This window comes from Pseudoxanthomonas indica, assembly GCF_900167565.1.
GTDB classification, from domain to species: Bacteria; Pseudomonadota; Gammaproteobacteria; order Xanthomonadales; family Xanthomonadaceae; genus Pseudoxanthomonas_A; species Pseudoxanthomonas_A indica.
Genome location: NZ_FUZV01000001.1, coordinates 2,093,143 through 2,108,015 on the forward strand (window position 1 = coordinate 2,093,143; position 14,873 = coordinate 2,108,015).

General features: G+C 65.9%; 13 protein-coding genes and 1 tRNA gene. 7 read left to right on the forward strand and 7 right to left on the reverse strand.

The window, feature by feature from the left end; translation table 11 throughout:
* Positions 1 to 93: 93 nt before the first annotated feature.
* Complete coding sequence (locus B5X78_RS09640) at positions 94 to 1,107, reverse strand: LacI family DNA-binding transcriptional regulator (RefSeq protein ID WP_079724184.1); 1,014 nt, start codon at positions 1,105 to 1,107, stop codon at positions 94 to 96.
* Positions 1,108 to 1,164: 57 nt separating this feature from the next.
* Entirely contained in the window at positions 1,165 to 2,616 is a 1,452-nt protein-coding gene (locus tag B5X78_RS09645; protein WP_079724185.1) for a glycoside hydrolase family 30 protein, read from the reverse strand.
* A gap of 289 nt (positions 2,617 to 2,905) precedes the next feature.
* On the opposite strand from B5X78_RS09645, the gene B5X78_RS09650 reads away from it, so the two are divergent.
* Positions 2,906 to 5,641 (forward strand): TonB-dependent receptor, encoded by a 2,736-nt coding sequence (locus B5X78_RS09650; RefSeq protein ID WP_176140815.1) that lies wholly within the window; start codon positions 2,906 to 2,908, stop codon positions 5,639 to 5,641.
* A 63-nt stretch (positions 5,642 to 5,704) separates the two neighbouring features.
* On the opposite strand, the gene B5X78_RS09655 is transcribed toward B5X78_RS09650, so the two are convergent.
* Positions 5,705 to 5,781 (reverse strand) — tRNA-Arg (locus tag B5X78_RS09655).
* Between the two features lie 81 nt (positions 5,782 to 5,862).
* Between B5X78_RS09655 and ubiA the strand changes: the two genes are divergently transcribed.
* Positions 5,863 to 6,762, forward strand: a complete 900-nt coding sequence (gene ubiA, locus B5X78_RS09660) for a 4-hydroxybenzoate octaprenyltransferase (RefSeq protein WP_079724187.1) — start codon at positions 5,863 to 5,865, stop codon at positions 6,760 to 6,762.
* Between the two features lie 6 nt (positions 6,763 to 6,768).
* On the opposite strand, the gene B5X78_RS09665 is transcribed toward ubiA, so the two are convergent.
* The gene (locus B5X78_RS09665; protein ID WP_079724188.1) at positions 6,769 to 7,473 is read right to left on the reverse strand and encodes a ComFC family protein; all 705 of its coding nucleotides are present in this window, start codon (positions 7,471 to 7,473) and stop codon (positions 6,769 to 6,771) included.
* Positions 7,474 to 7,533: 60 nt separating this feature from the next.
* On the opposite strand from B5X78_RS09665, the gene bioB reads away from it, so the two are divergent.
* From bioB to bioC, 4 genes are all read left to right on the forward strand, one after another.
* Positions 7,534 to 8,604 carry a biotin synthase BioB gene (gene bioB / locus B5X78_RS09670; protein ID WP_079724189.1) on the forward strand — a complete coding sequence of 357 codons (1,071 nt, stop codon included), beginning with the start codon at positions 7,534 to 7,536 and terminating at the stop codon, positions 8,602 to 8,604.
* A 132-nt stretch (positions 8,605 to 8,736) separates the two neighbouring features.
* Positions 8,737 to 9,933 carry an 8-amino-7-oxononanoate synthase gene (bioF, locus tag B5X78_RS09675; protein ID WP_079724190.1) on the forward strand — a complete coding sequence of 399 codons (1,197 nt, stop codon included), beginning with the start codon at positions 8,737 to 8,739 and terminating at the stop codon, positions 9,931 to 9,933.
* Positions 9,934 to 9,945: 12 nt separating this feature from the next.
* Positions 9,946 to 10,731 (forward strand): pimeloyl-ACP methyl ester esterase BioH, encoded by a 786-nt coding sequence (gene bioH, locus B5X78_RS09680; RefSeq protein WP_079724494.1) that lies wholly within the window; start codon positions 9,946 to 9,948, stop codon positions 10,729 to 10,731.
* A 63-nt stretch (positions 10,732 to 10,794) separates the two neighbouring features.
* Complete coding sequence (gene bioC, locus B5X78_RS09685) at positions 10,795 to 11,679, forward strand: malonyl-ACP O-methyltransferase BioC (RefSeq protein ID WP_079724191.1); 885 nt, start codon at positions 10,795 to 10,797, stop codon at positions 11,677 to 11,679.
* Positions 11,680 to 11,683: 4 nt separating this feature from the next.
* Here bioC and B5X78_RS09690 read toward each other — a convergent pair whose 3' ends face one another.
* The 3 genes from B5X78_RS09690 to B5X78_RS09700 are packed head-to-tail and all read right to left on the reverse strand — an operon-like array spanning position 11,684 to position 13,742.
* Complete coding sequence (locus B5X78_RS09690) at positions 11,684 to 12,112, reverse strand: ketosteroid isomerase-related protein (RefSeq protein ID WP_079724192.1); 429 nt, start codon at positions 12,110 to 12,112, stop codon at positions 11,684 to 11,686.
* A 56-nt stretch (positions 12,113 to 12,168) separates the two neighbouring features.
* A complete protein-coding gene (locus tag B5X78_RS09695) occupies positions 12,169 to 12,786 on the reverse strand; it encodes a YdcF family protein (RefSeq protein WP_079724193.1) in 618 nt (205 codons plus the stop codon).
* Positions 12,783 to 13,742: a pyridoxal-phosphate dependent enzyme gene (locus B5X78_RS09700; RefSeq protein ID WP_079724194.1), complete on the reverse strand. Its 960-nt coding sequence runs from the start codon at positions 13,740 to 13,742 to the stop codon at positions 12,783 to 12,785. The genes B5X78_RS09695 and B5X78_RS09700 overlap by 4 nt, the downstream gene beginning before the upstream one ends.
* A gap of 149 nt (positions 13,743 to 13,891) precedes the next feature.
* Here B5X78_RS09700 and B5X78_RS09705 point away from each other — a divergent pair, with 149 nt between their 5' ends.
* Positions 13,892 to 14,548: a hypothetical protein gene (locus B5X78_RS09705; RefSeq protein ID WP_176140816.1), complete on the forward strand. Its 657-nt coding sequence runs from the start codon at positions 13,892 to 13,894 to the stop codon at positions 14,546 to 14,548.
* The last annotated feature ends 325 nt before the right edge of the window (positions 14,549 to 14,873 follow it).

The following is a 14,873-nucleotide window of genomic DNA, read 5'->3' on the forward strand; positions in this document are numbered from 1 at the left end:
TCGGGCGAGCATGGGTAAATGGAAAAGGCGCCGGCAATGCCGGCGCCTTTTTCTTTGCGCGGGCTGCAGAGGACCGCTGGCGGGCGCGGCCGCTCAGCTCCGCAACGGCGCTGCCGCAATGGAGTCGCGCAACTCCAGGTTGTAGCGGATGGCGACCATGGCGCCGGCTTCCGGATCGCGCAGATGCTCAAGCAGCTCGCGCGTGGCCAGGCGCCCCATGTCGCGGGTGGGTTGCCGCACCGTCGACAGCGCCGGATAGATATGTCGCGACAGGGGCGTGTCATCGAACCCGCACACCGACAGATCGCGCGGCACCGACAAGCCACGCAGGCGCGCGACCCGGATCACCCCTGCCGCGGTGTCGTCATTGGCCGCGAAAATCGCCGTGGGTGGATCGGCCAGGTCCAGCAAGGCCTCTGCCCCTTGCACGCCGGAGTCGAAGGTGAACTCGCCCTCCACCACCAGCGCGGGATCGAAGGCAATGCCGGCCTTGGCCAGCGCATTGCGATAGCCCGAATAGCGCCAGTCGCGCGCGCCGTGCGAAGCGTGTCCCAGGATATGGCCAATCCGCGTATGCCCCAGCTCGATCAGCTCGGAGATGAGGTCGCAGACCGCGGCATGTTCGTCCACCGTCACCCCGATCCGATCCCGATGCACACGCGGTGAAATGCTCGCGTAAGGCAGGCCCAGCTCGTCCAGACGGTTCAACAGCGCCGGATCGTCGGTCAACGGTGGAATCAGCACCACGCCATCCAGACCAAAATGCTCGGACAGCGTGGTGATGTCGTCCAGATAGCCATCCTGCCCGAACAGCACCGGCGCCAGCACCAAGTTGTAATGCTCGCCGCGACAGGCTTCCAGCACGCCGCTCTGGATTTCCATCAGGTAGTTGCGCGACGGATTGTCGTAGGCCAGTGCGATGACATACGAACGCTGTCCGGCCAAGCTGCGCGCCGACGGATTGGGCCGGTACTGCAGCCGGGCGACGGTCTCTTCCACCCGCCGTCGCGTTTCCGGCCGCACATTGGGTTCGCGGTTCAGTACCCGCGAAACCGTCTTGATTGATACGCCGGCCGCTGCCGCCACATCCTCGATCCGCGTACGCATCAATGGGGCTTCCCGCTTCCTTGTGGAGACTCGCTCATCAGTGCACCCGCATCGCCATCATGGCGCTGCCTCCGCCCACACAAAGGTGGCCAGGCTGCGTGCCGGCAAGGTGTAGCTGAAGGCGTGCTTGCCTTCGCGGACCTGGATGCTGCGCGGCTGCCGCGCCGAATTGGTCACCACCAGCACGCGCGAGCCATCGTCCTCGTTGCGGAACGCGACGTTGTCCACGTCCTGCTTCGTCTCGGTGGAGGCAATCCGGCGCGCGCCGGGACGGACGAAGCGGCTGGCGTGGCCCAGCGCGTAGTACTCGTCGTTGCGACTGACTTCACCCGTGCGCGAATCAATCGTCACCACGCCGCGACAGGTATCGCAGCCACCTTTCTGCGGGCCGCGGTTCTCGTCCAGCGCCAGGTTCCAGAACAGCACGCCGCGTGCCCAGTGGCGCACCGACTGGATCACTTCCTGGCGCGCCTGCAAGGTCAGGCCACCGCTGGCGACCGGTTCCCAGGTGCCGCCGGAACATTCGGTCATGTAGGCGTCCTTGTCCGGATAGGCCTCGTGCACCGGCGTCTGTGCGGACACGTCGCCGCCATAGCAATGCCAGGCCACCGCCGATACGTAACGGTTGGCCTTGGCATCGCCCAGCACGCCGAGCGGCTCCTGCGGCTTGTCCCAGTTGTGGTCCCAGTCGAAGATTTGCGTGCGCGTGTCACGCTGGGCCAGCATCGGGCCCAGGTGATCGCCGATGAAGCGCGCGCGCGCCGGCGCGTTGAGCCGCATGCCCGGGTAATCCTTGGGCTCGTAGTCCGGCTCGTTCTGCACGGTCAGCGCGAAGATCGGAATGCCCTCGGCCGCGTAGGCATCCACGTATTTGATCAGGTAGCGCGCAAAGGCGTCGTAGTACTCCGGCTTGAGCGTGCCTTGGATCAGGCTGTTGCTGGACTTCATCCAGCCCGGGGCGCTCCACGGCGAGGCCATGATCTGCAGTTGCGGATTGATCGCCAGCGCGGCCTTGGCGACGGGGATCACATCGCCGCGGTTGGGCTCGATGCTGAAGTGCTTGAGTTGCGGATCGGGCTTGCCATCGGCCGGATCATCCAGGCTGTAGTGATGGCGGGAGAAATCGGAAGCGCCAATGGTCAGGCGGCTGAAGCTCAGGCCGAGGCCATTGCCTTCGCGGCCAAACAGTTCCTTCAGCAGGGCATCGCGTTGTACCGGACTCATGCGTTCCTGCAGCAACCACGCCGACGCATCGGTCAACGACGCGCCGAACCCGACCATGGACTGGAAGCGCTGCGAGGCGTCGACATCAATCCGCACCTCGCCCTTGGCATCGTGCGTCAGCGGCAGCGCGGCCTGTTCGGCCAAAGCGATGGAATGATCGGACGTCGTCAGCCACACGCGTGCCTGGCCCTGTTCATGGGCGACGGCATGGCCGGAAACTGCAAGCAGGATCGCCAGCAGCAAACGACGACGGCGCGTTACGCGCGTCGCATGGGATCGATTCATCGGGCCCTCCCCGTGATACGAAACAACTGGATTTTTTTGCGCACTCCGGATGCTGCGTCGCAGCGCGCGTGAGTCGCTTGAATTCGTTAATTAGTTGTAAAGGTTGAAATTGCGGTTTCCGCAGTCAGGCTCATAAGCGAGTCGTTTGACATTCCGCATTTGGCGACAGTATGACAGCGCTGTCAACAGCCGGTCAGAGAGGGGCCGTATGAATCGCAAACACAAGTCTTCCGCTGTCACCCAACTCCGTTCCCAACCGCACCGACGCGCACTGGCGTCGGCGTGCGCGTTGGCCCTCTTCTCCATTGCCGGCGTGCATGCGCAGGAAGCGCAGACCCAGCCGGCGCAGACCGGCGCCACCCCGGCACCGACCAACCAGGTGGAAACGCTGGATGCGGTCCGGGTCACCGGTATCCGCGCCGCTATTGCCACCTCTATCGAAACGAAGAACGAGTCCACCTCGATCGTCGAGGCCATCTCGGCCGAGGATCTGGGCAAGCTGCCCGACATCAGCATCGCCGACTCCATCGCGCGCCTGCCGGGCCTGGCGACGCAACGCGTCGACGGCCGCTCGCAGGTGATCAACATCCGCGGCATGTCCGAGCAGTTCGCCGGCACGCTGCTCAATGGCCGCGAGCAGGTCAGCACGGGTGACAGTCGTGGCGTGGAATTCGATCAGTATCCTTCCGAGCTGATCAACGCGGTCGTGGTGTACAAGACGCCCGACGCCACGCTCATTGGCCAGGGCATTTCGGGCACCGTCGACCTGCAGACGGTCCGCCCGCTGAGCCTGGGTGAACGTCGCATCGTGTTCAGCGGCCAGGCCGAACAGAACTCGCTGGGCGATCTCACCTCGGGTGGCTGGGACAAGGGCTACCGCGCCGCGGCCTCCTACGTGGATCAGTTCGCCGACGACACCATCGGCGTGGCGCTGGGCGTGGCGCGTCTCAACTCCCCGTTCCAGGAACGCCATTACAAGGAATGGTGGTGGGTTGATGGCAATACGCTCAACGGCTGGGGCGCACCGGCACAGGAAGGACGCCTAGACGACGCCATCGCCCTGCAAGGCTGGGAAGGCTGGGTCAAGTCGCGCGAGCTGACCCGTGACGGCGTGATGGGCGTGTTGGAGTGGAAGCCGAACGAGAACCTGCACAGCATCGTCGACATGTACTACTCGAAGTTCGAGCAGAACGAGTTGATGCGCGGCATGATGTCCAACAACGACCCCTGGTTCACCAACGACGACGGCAATTCGGTGGGCTTCCAGAACTTGGCCACCAGCCCCTACTACGGGCGCGACGTGGTCACCAGCGGCACGCTGGTTGGCGTGCAGCCCATCGTGCGCAACGACAACAACACCCGCGAAGACAAGTTGACCTCGGTGGGCTGGAACACCAGTTACAAGCTGGACCCGATGACCTTCACCCTGGATTTGAGCTACTCGCGCGCCGAGCGCGATCAGTCGGTGCTGGAAACCTACGCGGGCATGCTGGACCCGACCAACATCACCTTCAACAATCCGCTCTACAACCGCTTCGGCTGGTACTCGACGCCGGACATGTCCAACCCGGCCACCGTGCTGCTGTCTGATCCGCAGAACTACGGCCACGATGGCCGCATGGAAAATTCCACCCAGGAAGACAAGCTGAAGGCTGCACGCTTCCAGTTCAGTCGTGACATCGAGTCCTCGGACTTCCTGCGCAGCTACGATCTGGGCGTGAACTACAACAAGCGCACCAAGGAAAAGCGCGCGACGGTGTACTTCGCGGATCTGCGCAATGGGCGCACGCCGATGCAGGTGGATCAAGCAGATCTACGCTCGCCGACCTCGCTCAATTTCCTCGGCCTGGGCAATGTCCTGACGTATGACCCACGCGCAGCGCTTGGCCGCTACTACGACGTCAACGTCAGCGAGAGCAACGATGATCTGCTCAAGGACTACATCGTCGAAGAAGAGGTGATGACCTGGTACGCCAAGGCCAACCTGGACATCGACATCAGCGACTCCTTGCGCCTGCGCGGCAATGTAGGCGTGCAGTACATCCACACCGATCAGGAATCCACCGGCTTCAACGCCCGCGACGGTGTCATCCGTGGTGGCCAGACCATCGGCACCTCCTACGGTGACATCCTGCCCAGCCTTAACCTGGCGCTGGAAATGAGTGATGGCTGGAAAGTTCGCCTGGGCGCGGCCAAGACGCTGATGCGTCCGCCGATCAACTACCTCAGTGCAGCCAGCTCGGCTGGCGTCAGCACCACCTCGCCTTACCTGTGGAGCGGCAGCGGTGGCAATCCGCTGCTGGAGCCGTACCGCGCCAACGCGGTTGACCTGTCGGTCGAGAAGTACATGGGCGATGCCAGCTATGTCGCCCTGGCCTTGTTCTACAAGGACCTGGAGAGCTACGTGTACCAGCAGAATTTCCCCAACTGGGATTTCAGTGGCTACACCAACGACACCAACAACAACCCGGTGTCCAACTTCGGCAACTTCTCCACCTGGGCCAATGGCGAAGGCGGCTACATGCGGGGCGCGGAGTTGAGCGCCACGTTGACTGGCGATCTGTTCACTCCGGCACTGGATGGCTTTGGCGTGCAGCTCAACGGCTCTTACACCGAGTCGTCGATTGATCCCGATGGCCCGGGCGGCTCCAACACCGACACCATCCCCGGTCTGTCCAAGGTCGTGGCCAATGCCACCGTGTTCTACGAGAAGCATGGCTTCTCGGCGCGCGTGAGCGAACGCTACCGCGATCAATACCGCGGCGAGTACAGCTCCCTGTTTGGTGCACGCCAGTACCGCTTCACGATGCCCGAGAGCGTGGTTGACCTGCAGTTGAGCTACGACTTCGCCGAAGGAAGCAGCCTGCACGGCCTGACCCTGCTGTTCCAGGTCAACAACGTCAACAACGAGCCGTTCCGCACCCAGGTCAGCGAAGCCTCCGGCGCCGACCCGACCTTCCTGTTCCCCGAGGAATACACCGAGTACGGCCGCCAGTTCCTGCTGGGTTTCCGTTACGAGATGTAAGCGGCCCGCTGCAGGTGATACAAAAAAACCCCGGCCAAGGCCGGGGTTTTCTTTTGAATCTGCTGGCGCGCCCGGAGGGATTCGAACCCCCGACCAATGGCTTCGGAAGCCACTACTCTATCCGGCTGAGCTACGGGCGCAGTCGGCATAGCTTACCCGAAGCGGCTGTTTTCCCCCAGATCGGCGCGCGGACGGGGAGGCAACGCTAAAATCGGCGGGCCATGGGATACGAACGCTACGAGAGCCCCGCGCTGCCGCGCTGGCGGGAGCGACTGAACCAATACTGGAAGCTGATTCGCGGCGACCGCCCGATTGGCGTGTTGCTGCTGCTGTGGCCGACCTGGTGGGCGCTGTGGCTGGCGACTGGCGGCGTGCCGGGGGGGTGGGTGCTGTTCGTGTTCACCGCGGGCGTCTGGCTGACGCGCTCGGCCGGCTGCGTGATCAACGACTACGCCGATCGCTGGCTGGACCCGCAGGTGGAACGCACGCGCGGCCGGCCCCTGGCGACCGGCGCGGTCAGTGGCCGCGAGGCGTTGCTGGTGTTCGCGGTGCTGATGATCGTCGCGTTTGCGCTGGTGCTGACGCTCAATCGCCTGACCATCATGTTGAGCTTTGTCGGCCTGTTCCTGGCTGCCAGCTATCCCTACCTCAAGCGCTATACCCACCTGCCGCAGGTCTACCTGGGCCTGGCCTTCGGCTGGGGCATTCCAATGGCGTTCGCGGCCGTGCAGGGCCATGTGCCGCCGGTGGGCTGGGTGCTGTATGGCGCCAACATCCTCTGGGCCACGGCCTACGACACCTGGTACGCCATGGTCGATCGCGAAGATGATCTGCGCGCCGGTTCCAAATCGACCGCGATCCTGTTCGGTGACCTGGACCTGCTCATCCAGGGCGTGCTGTACACGTTGGTGCTGCTGGCCCTGGCGCTGGTCGGCAAGCAGGCCGGACTTGGTTTGTACTACTGGATTGGCCTGGGAATCGCTGCCGTGTTCGTGGCGTGGGAATTCGTGATGGTCCGCCACCGTGATCGCCAAGCGTGCTTCCGCGCCTTTCTGCACAACAACTGGGTGGGTGCAGCGATCTTCGTCGGCATCGCCGCCCACTACGCACTGGGTTCCTGACGCCGCTCAAGGCACACGCGCACACACCCAGGCATCGACGCGTTGCACGCCGGCGCGGCGCAACGCCGCAGCTGCCGCATAAAGCGTGGCGCCGGTGGTCATGACATCGTCGATCAGGGCGACATGGGCGGGTAGGGGGCCGACCGCTGCAAATGCCTGCTGCAGGTTGCGCTGGCGTTGTCCGGCGTCCAGCTCGGACTGCGCCGCGGTGGCGCGTGTACGTCGCAGTCCGTCGGCGCGCAGCGACAGTTTCAGCCGACGCGCCAATGGCCGCGCCAGTTCCAGCGCCTGGTCGTAGCCGCGCTGGCGCAGGCGTCCGGCATGCAGGGGCACCGGCACCAGTGCTGCGGGGCGAGGCAGTTGTGCCGAGGCCACCGACTCGGTCAGGAGGTCTGCCAGCAAGCGACCGGCCGCCAGGTCGCGATGGAACTTCAGGCGTGGCACCAGCCGGTCCAAGGGAAAACTGTAGACGAAGGCGGCGTGGCAGCGATCCAGCGACGGGACTTGCTGCTGGCAACTGCCACAGACGCCCGGATTCGGCAGGGGCAGCGCGCAACGCGCGCATGCGGTCAAATTGACTGGCAGGTTTTGACGACAGTTGACGCATATATCGAGGCCGTTTGCGCCCAGTTCGGCGCAAATCAGGCAGCGCGCGACCAACAGACCGCGCCCGAGCTGGCGCAACCAGCCGTCAACTTTCGAAGCTTCCATGTGGTTGACAGAGCCGCCGGCGGTTTTCAGACTTCCAGACTTTATTCAGCGATCTCGCCCATGTCCGCTCACATTGCCTCCGCCGAACCGCGCCATGACTGGCAGCGCGATGAACTGCTGGCGCTGTTCGACCTGCCGCTGCCGGAGCTGCTGTTCCGTGCCGCCGACATCCATCGTCGCCATTTCGTTGCCGGCGAAGTGCAGGTCTCGACCCTGCTGTCGGTCAAGACCGGCGGCTGTCCCGAGGATTGCGCGTATTGCCCGCAGGCGCAGCGCTACGACACCGGCGTGACCGCGCAGAAGCTGATGGACACCGAAGAAGTGCTGGCCCGGGCCAGGCAGGCCAAGGCCGCGGGCGCCTCGCGCTTCTGCATGGGCGCAGCCTGGCGTTCGCCCAAGGAACGCGACATCCCCAAGGTGGCCGAGATGATCCGCGAGGTCAAAGCGCTGGGCCTGGAAACCTGCGCCACCCTGGGCATGCTCAGTGGCCAGCAGGCGCTGGCGCTCAAGGATGCCGGCCTGGATTACTACAACCACAACCTGGATACGGCGCCGGAGTTCTACGGCGACATCATCCACACCCGCGACTACCAGGATCGTCTGGACACGCTGGAACACGTGCGCGAGGCCGGCATGAAAACCTGCTGCGGCGGCATCGTCGGCATGGGCGAATCGCGCGGGCAACGCGCGGGACTGCTGCAGGCGCTGGCCAACCTGCCGGCGCACCCGGACTCGGTGCCGATCAACCGGCTGGTGCAGGTGGCGGGTACGCCGCTGCACGGCACCACCGAACTGGACTCGTTCGAATTCGTCCGCACGATTGCCGTCGCCCGCATCACCATGCCGCGTTCGATGGTGCGGCTGTCGGCCGGACGCGAGTCGATGAGCGACGAGCTGCAGGCGCTGTGCTTCGCTGCCGGTGCCAACTCCATCTTCTACGGGGAAAAGCTGCTCACCACCGGCAATCCCGACACCGAGCGCGATCTGGCCCTGTTCGCCCGGTTGGGCCTGCGCCCCATGCCGGTGCAGGAAGCAAAGGCCGCAGCCGGTCACAGAAACGATGTGCTCGGCAGCGCTACGGTGCATGCCGACATCACCGAACCGGCCACCTGCTGCGGTCGGGCGGCGTAGTCGGTTGAGCCCAGGGGGAAGCACGAAAGTACGCCCGGCGTTGCGCATCGCGCAGCGCTTTTGGCGTCGGCGTGCATCCGGCTGCGGCGCAATGCCGCTGTCCCGCCCTGACACTCGCCGAGGCCACGTGCCGTGAACCGTCCCGATCTGCTCGAACGCATCCTGAGCCAGCGCAAGCTGCGCACCGCCCAAGGCCGTGCGCGCGTGCGGCGCACCGTGACCCGCCGCGACGGCGTCAAGGTCGAGGTCAATGGCCGCTGGCTCACCGAGTTCGCCGGCAATGATTACCTCGGCCTGTCACAACAGTTCGAAGTGGTGAGTGCCTTGCAGGACGGCGCCGGGCGCGATGGCGCGGGTGCGGGCGCATCGCATCTGATCAGTGGCCACGGCGCGGCGCACGACGGCCTGGAAAAGGACATCGCGCAATGGCTCGGCTATCCGCGCGCGCTGCTGTTTGGCAGCGGCTTCATGGCCAATCTGGCGGTGCAGCAGGCACTGCTGGAAGACGGCGACGTCTGCGTGCAGGACCGGCTCAACCACGCCAGCCTGATTGACGCCTCGCGTCTGGCCGGCTGCAAGTTGCGGCGATACCCGCATCTGGATCCGGAAGGCGCGTTGCGCCAGCTCAAGCAGTCGCCCGAGGGCGCGGCGATGCTGGCCACGGACGGAGTTTTCAGCATGGATGGCGATGTGGCGCCCTTGCGCGCGCTGAGCCTGGTGGCGCGCATGCAGCAGGCCTTGCTGTACGTGGATGACGCGCATGGCGTAGGCGTGCGTGGCCCGGATGGCCGCGGCAGCGTGGCCGAAGCGCGCATGGGCGTGGAAGAAGTACCGCTGCAACTGGTGACGCTGGGCAAGGCGCTGGGCGGCTATGGCGCCGTGGTGGTCGGCAGCGATGCCTTGATCCAGCATCTGTCGGAAACCGCGCGTCCCTATCTCTACACCACCGCCCTGCCGCCGGCGCAGGCGGCTGCCACGCGGGTGGCGGTCAAACATGCGCAGCGCGATCATTGGCGGCGCGAGAAACTGCAGACCCTGATCGATCGTTTCCGCAGCACGGCGCAGGGGCGCGGCCTGGAGTTGATGGCCTCGGACACGCCCATCCAGCCGGTCTTGTGTGGCGAGGAAGCCAATGCGCTGGCGTTGGCATCGGCGCTGGAAAGCGCGGGCTTCTGGGTGCCGGCGATCCGGCCACCCACCGTGCCGGAAGGCAAGGCGCGCCTGCGCATTACCCTGACCGCTTTGCATTCGCCGCAGCAGGTCGATGCGCTGGTGGAAGTGCTGGCGCGATCCTGGGAGGCGATTCGTCGCATCCGCGGCGCCGCCTGAGATGTCATGACGTTGCATATCGAAGTTACCGGGCGGGGCCCGGCGCTGGTACTGATTCATGGCTGGGCCCTGCACGGCGGCGTGTTCGCGCCGCTGGTGGAACGGCTGGCGGATCGCTGCACGCTGTATTGCGTGGATCTGCCGGGGCATGGACAGAGCCGGGATCCACATCCTTCCCTGCAATTGGATGCGTGCGCGCGCGAACTGCTTGCGCAGGTGCCTGCGGCCATCTGGTTGGGCTGGTCGCTGGGTGGCCTGTTCGCGCTGCGCGCGGCGCTGCTGTCGGATCAGGTGCAGGGCGTTGCGCTGATTGCCGCCACTCCGCGCTTCGTGCGCGCGCACGACTGGCCGCACGCGGTGGAAAGCAGTGTCTTCCACCAGTTCGGGCAGGATCTGCAGCGAGACTTTCGCGGCACGCTCGAGCGTTTCCTGGCGCTGGATACGATTGGCTCCAGCCACGCGCGCGAAGAACTGCGCAGCCTCAAGCAGACCTTGTACGCGCGCGGCGAGCCCGATGCCGAGGCCTTGCAGCAAGGCCTGCATCTGCTCGAAACCTGCGACTTGCGCGCCGATCTGGCCGATCTTCGCGTGCCCAGCCTGTGGATTTCTGGCCAGCGCGATCGCCTGGTGTCGCCCGCGGGCATGCGCGATGCCGCCGCGCTGGCGCCGTGGAGTCATCACCTGGACATCCGCGGTGGCGGCCATGCGCCGTTCCTGGGCCACGCCGATGAGGTGGCGCGCGAGCTGCTGGAATTCGTGCGCACCCTGCATCCCGAGGTCGCGCCGCTGTCGCCTTGAGCGGCGGCATCGTCGCGGCCACACGCTGTGCGGCGTCGGTCAATCAGTCAAAATAGCCCCACGATGAAGTCCGAATTCGACCCGCGCCATATCCGCCGCGCCTTCTCGCGCTCCGCCGCCAGCTACGATGCCGCCGCCGTGCTCCAGCACGAGGTGGAAAAACGTCTGCTGGAATCGCTGGACTACCTGGGCGAACGCGCTCCTGGCGTCGTGCTGGATGTGGGCAGCGGCCCTGGCCATGCCGCTGCCGCCATGCGCAAGCGCTGGCCCAAGGCGCAGGTGGTGGCGCTGGATCTGTCGCTGCCCATGCTGGCCCAGGCCGGCAAACGCGCGGGCTGGTGGAAGCCGTTCGCGCGCGTCTGCGCCGATGCCCGCGCGCTGCCGCTGGCCGAAGCCAGCGTCGACGTGATCTTCTCCAATCTCTGCCTGCAGTGGATGGATGATCTGCCGGCGGTGTTTGCCGGCTTCCGCCGCGCGCTCAAACCCGGCGGCCTGCTGTTGTGCTCCACCTTCGGCCCGGAAACCCTGCAGGAATTGCGCGAGGCCTTTGCCGATGCCGATGACGCGCCGCATGTCAGCCGCTTTACGCCCATCGCGCAGTTTGGCGATGCCTTGCTGATGTCCGGTTTCCGCGATCCGGTGCTGGATCGCGATCGCTTCACCCTGACCTATCCGGACCTGCCCGCGCTGATGCGCGAGCTGCGTGCGATGGGCGCCACCAACGCCTTGCAGTCGCGCCGGCATTCGCTCACTGGCCGGCGTCGCTTCGAACGCGCTGCCGACGCCTACGAACCCATGCGTGGCGCCGATGGCAAGCTGCCGAGCACCTGGGAAGTGATCTACGCCCACGCCTGGGCGCCCGAACCCGGTGCGCCGATACGCCAGGGCGGCGAGGAGATCGCCAGCGTGCCGCTGTCGCGCATCCCGATCCGCCGCAAGGGCGATTGAACCGTCAGCCGCCGACCTGGCGGATCCAGTCCTGCAGGTTGTAGTAGTTGCTCACCCGCGCGATGCGGTCGTCGCGGATATCGAAGAAGGCCCCGCCAGGCAGGACATAGGTCTGGCCCTGGGCGGGCGGCAGGCCTTCATCGCTGCGCAGGTATTGGCCATGCACCACGTACTCGGCCGCGGCGCGATCGCCATCCAGCGAGGCCAGCACCACGATGTCGCGCAACTGTTCGCGGTAGCTGCCGTCCATCCGCGCCAGGAAGGCGGCAAAGGCCTCGCGGCCCATTTCACGCGCGCCCTGGTTGAGATCGTGCGCGACGTCGTCACTGAGCAGCGCCAGCATGCCGTCCCAGTCACCGCGATTGAACGCGGCGTAGTAGGTGAGCACCAGCTCGGTGGCGCGATCCTGCTTGCGGTTACCGTCGATCTTCATGCGAGTCCCCCGTCGGTGCCTGCCGCGATGCGCTGGATAATACTCCGCGCCTGCTTTCACCGCGCCTGTGGCAGGCGGTCGCGATGGAAGAAGTAGACCTCGGCCAGCAGGAAACGCCAGCGCGTGGCAAACGTTCGGAAACGCGTGGTCGGCGTTGGCGAGCCCACCGCCGGGATGCCCAATTCCGCGCTGATGCGCAGCGCACGTGCCATGTGCAGCGGATCGCTGACCACGATGGCGCGGTGCAGATCATGGGTCTGCATCAATGCCGCGGCCTGGCGCAGGTTCTCGTGGGTGTTGCGCGATACCGATTCAATCAGGATGGCCTTTTCCGGCACGCCTTGTTTCAGCGCATAGCGCCGGCCCACCTGGGCTTCGGAGAAACGTGCGCCCAGGCCACCGTAGCCACCGGTAAAGATCAGCGTGCTGGCCAGGCCCCGCTTGTACAGGTCAATGCCGTGGCGGATGCGTTCCTCGAATACCGGCGAGGGCTTGGCGTCGTAGGCCGCCGCACCCAGCACGATGATCACGTCGGCCGGTGCCGCTTGGTCGCGGTTGCCCACCCAGACGATGTAGGCGGCGACGCCGACCAACCACAGCAGCAGCACCAGCAGGATTCGCCATAGCCAACCCCAGGCGCCGGTGCGTCGGCGGCGACGGACACGGCTGCTCATGTGTGGCTCCACGGCAGGGCATCCAGATCCACATTGCCGCCGGACAGGACCAGCCCCACACGCTGGCCGGCAAAGCGCTCGCGATGCTTGAGCAGCACCGCCAGTGCGACCGCCGAGGAAGGCTCGACCACCAGCTTCAGGCATTGCCACACCAGGCGCATGGCCGCGATGGTTTCGCGGTCATCGGCGACCAGCACCTGCACTTTGTGTCGCTGCAGGACGGCAAAATTGGGCACGCCCACCGGCGTACGCAGACCATCGCATATCGTATCGGGCACGAAATCCGGCAGGCGCTCGCCAGCAGCCAGCGAGCGTGCGGCATCGTCGGCGCCTTGTGGCTCGGCGCCGAACACAGCGCAGTCGGGGGCCAGCGTGGCCATGGCAATCGCGCTGCCGGCCAACAGACCGCCGCCGCCTACCGGGGTAATCACGGTATCCAGCGGACCCTGGGCGTTGTGCAGTTCGAGCACGGCGGTGCCTTGACCGGCCATCACGTAGGGATCGGTGAACGGATGAACCAGACTGGCGCCGGTGTCGGTCTGCAAGCGCGCACAGGCCGCTTCGCGCGCCGCCGTGTTCGCTTCGCAGCGGTGCAGCACGGCGCCGTAGCGGGCGATGGCCGCCAGCTTGGTGGCGACAGCGCCGTCAGGCGCCACCACGTGGCAGGCGATGCCGCGCGTGTGTGCGGCCAGGGCCAGGGCGGCGCCATGGTTGCCGGAAGAATGGGTGACGACGCCTCGCCGGGCGGCCTCGTCGGACAAGGCCCACACCGCATTGCAGGCGCCGCGGAACTTGAAAGCGCCGCCGCGCTGCAAGGGTTCGGCCTTGAACAGCAGCGTGCAACCGGCCATTGCATCGAGCTCGCGCGAGTGCAACACCGGGGTGGTGTGGGCGTGGGGCGCAATCCGTGCGGCAGCGGCGAGGATGTCGTCGAACGTAGGGGTGGAGTCCGGCATGCGAAAAGGTTAACGCATAGTGAGGCGTTCGCTGCTGTCTTCTGAGTCACAATGCCGGGTAAAGAGCGCGCCAGGCCTCAGGCTGAATTAAGCACGGATTCAACGCTTTAGCCCGAAGCTGCCTGCGTGGAAATCCACAGGGGAATCCGATGAAACTCAGACTGTTGCTCACTGCTGCTCTCGCTGCGACCGCCCTGGGCGGCTGCGCGACTTACGAACAGCCAGGCGCCAGCGGACCGGGCGGCTACTATCAGGGCCGACCGCAGGTTCGCTATATCGGGGGCTACAACTACGGCGTTCCCTATGGCGGTTACGGTGGCTACTACGGCGGCGGTTACTACAGCCCGTACCGCTACGGCTATGGCAATCCCTACTACGGCTACTACGGCCCCAACTATCCGTACTACCGCCCGCACCATCCACCGCCGCGTCCGGGCCACGGCCACAACGGCGACCATGACCGGCCCAATCCGCCGGGCAGCGGTCCGGGCGGCAACCGTCCGGCGCCCTGGCGCGATCCCACCCGCGGCGCGTGGCGGGAATCCGGCCAGCATCCGATGGTGCCTGGGCAGGCGCCGCCGCCGAGCCAGCAGAACAGCCAGCAGTACAACCAGGGTCGGCCGCGCTACCAGCGTCCGCCGAGCACCCGGACCAACTCCGCAAACCCGGCGGTGCCGCGCAGCTACACCAGCCCGCAGTCGATGCCGCGCTCGTCGTCCCCGTCGCGCGCCACCGGCGGCAACGCCCCGGCTCCGCGGGCCTATCCGCCACGCGGAGGTGGCCGGGCCAAGGTTCTGGAGGACTGATCGGGGCCCCGCCAACCGGCTGTCGGCAAACTCGAACCAGAGTTGACCGGTTGCGTCGCTTTCTGACGTGACTCGCAATGAAGGTTCAATGTCGACGTCCGGTGGGGCTTTCTGGATCCCCCCTGTTCCGGTCCCTGCCGGACGTCGGCGCCTAGTTCCAGCAACACCCAAGCCCGGCCTTGCCGGGCTTTTTCATGCCGGGCGCGGTATCCTTCGCGCACAAAAAAAGAGCCGGTAGTCCCCCGACTACCGGCCCGGCATCCCCGAAGTGCGCATGGCTGGCCCCTGTTCCAATCCCAGCCCACGCCCCTGTCGCTTGCCACAT

Coding starts and splice junctions, on each gene's coding strand:
- B5X78_RS09640 (WP_079724184.1), bottom strand. CDS start 1,107: ATGCGTACGCGGATCGAGGATGTGGCGGCAGCGGCCGGCGTATCAATC.
- ubiA (WP_079724187.1), top strand. CDS start 5,863: ATGGGATACGAACGCTACGAGAGCCCCGCGCTGCCGCGCTGGCGGGAG.
- B5X78_RS09695 (WP_079724193.1), bottom strand. CDS start 12,786: ATGAGCAGCCGTGTCCGTCGCCGCCGACGCACCGGCGCCTGGGGTTGG.
- B5X78_RS09690 (WP_079724192.1), bottom strand. CDS start 12,112: ATGAAGATCGACGGTAACCGCAAGCAGGATCGCGCCACCGAGCTGGTG.
- B5X78_RS09645 (WP_079724185.1), bottom strand. CDS start 2,616: ATGAATCGATCCCATGCGACGCGCGTAACGCGCCGTCGTCGTTTGCTG.
- bioB (WP_079724189.1), top strand. CDS start 7,534: ATGTCCGCTCACATTGCCTCCGCCGAACCGCGCCATGACTGGCAGCGC.
- bioC (WP_079724191.1), top strand. CDS start 10,795: ATGAAGTCCGAATTCGACCCGCGCCATATCCGCCGCGCCTTCTCGCGC.
- B5X78_RS09705 (WP_176140816.1), top strand. CDS start 13,892: ATGAAACTCAGACTGTTGCTCACTGCTGCTCTCGCTGCGACCGCCCTG.
- B5X78_RS09665 (WP_079724188.1), bottom strand. CDS start 7,473: ATGGAAGCTTCGAAAGTTGACGGCTGGTTGCGCCAGCTCGGGCGCGGT.
- B5X78_RS09700 (WP_079724194.1), bottom strand. CDS start 13,742: ATGCCGGACTCCACCCCTACGTTCGACGACATCCTCGCCGCTGCCGCA.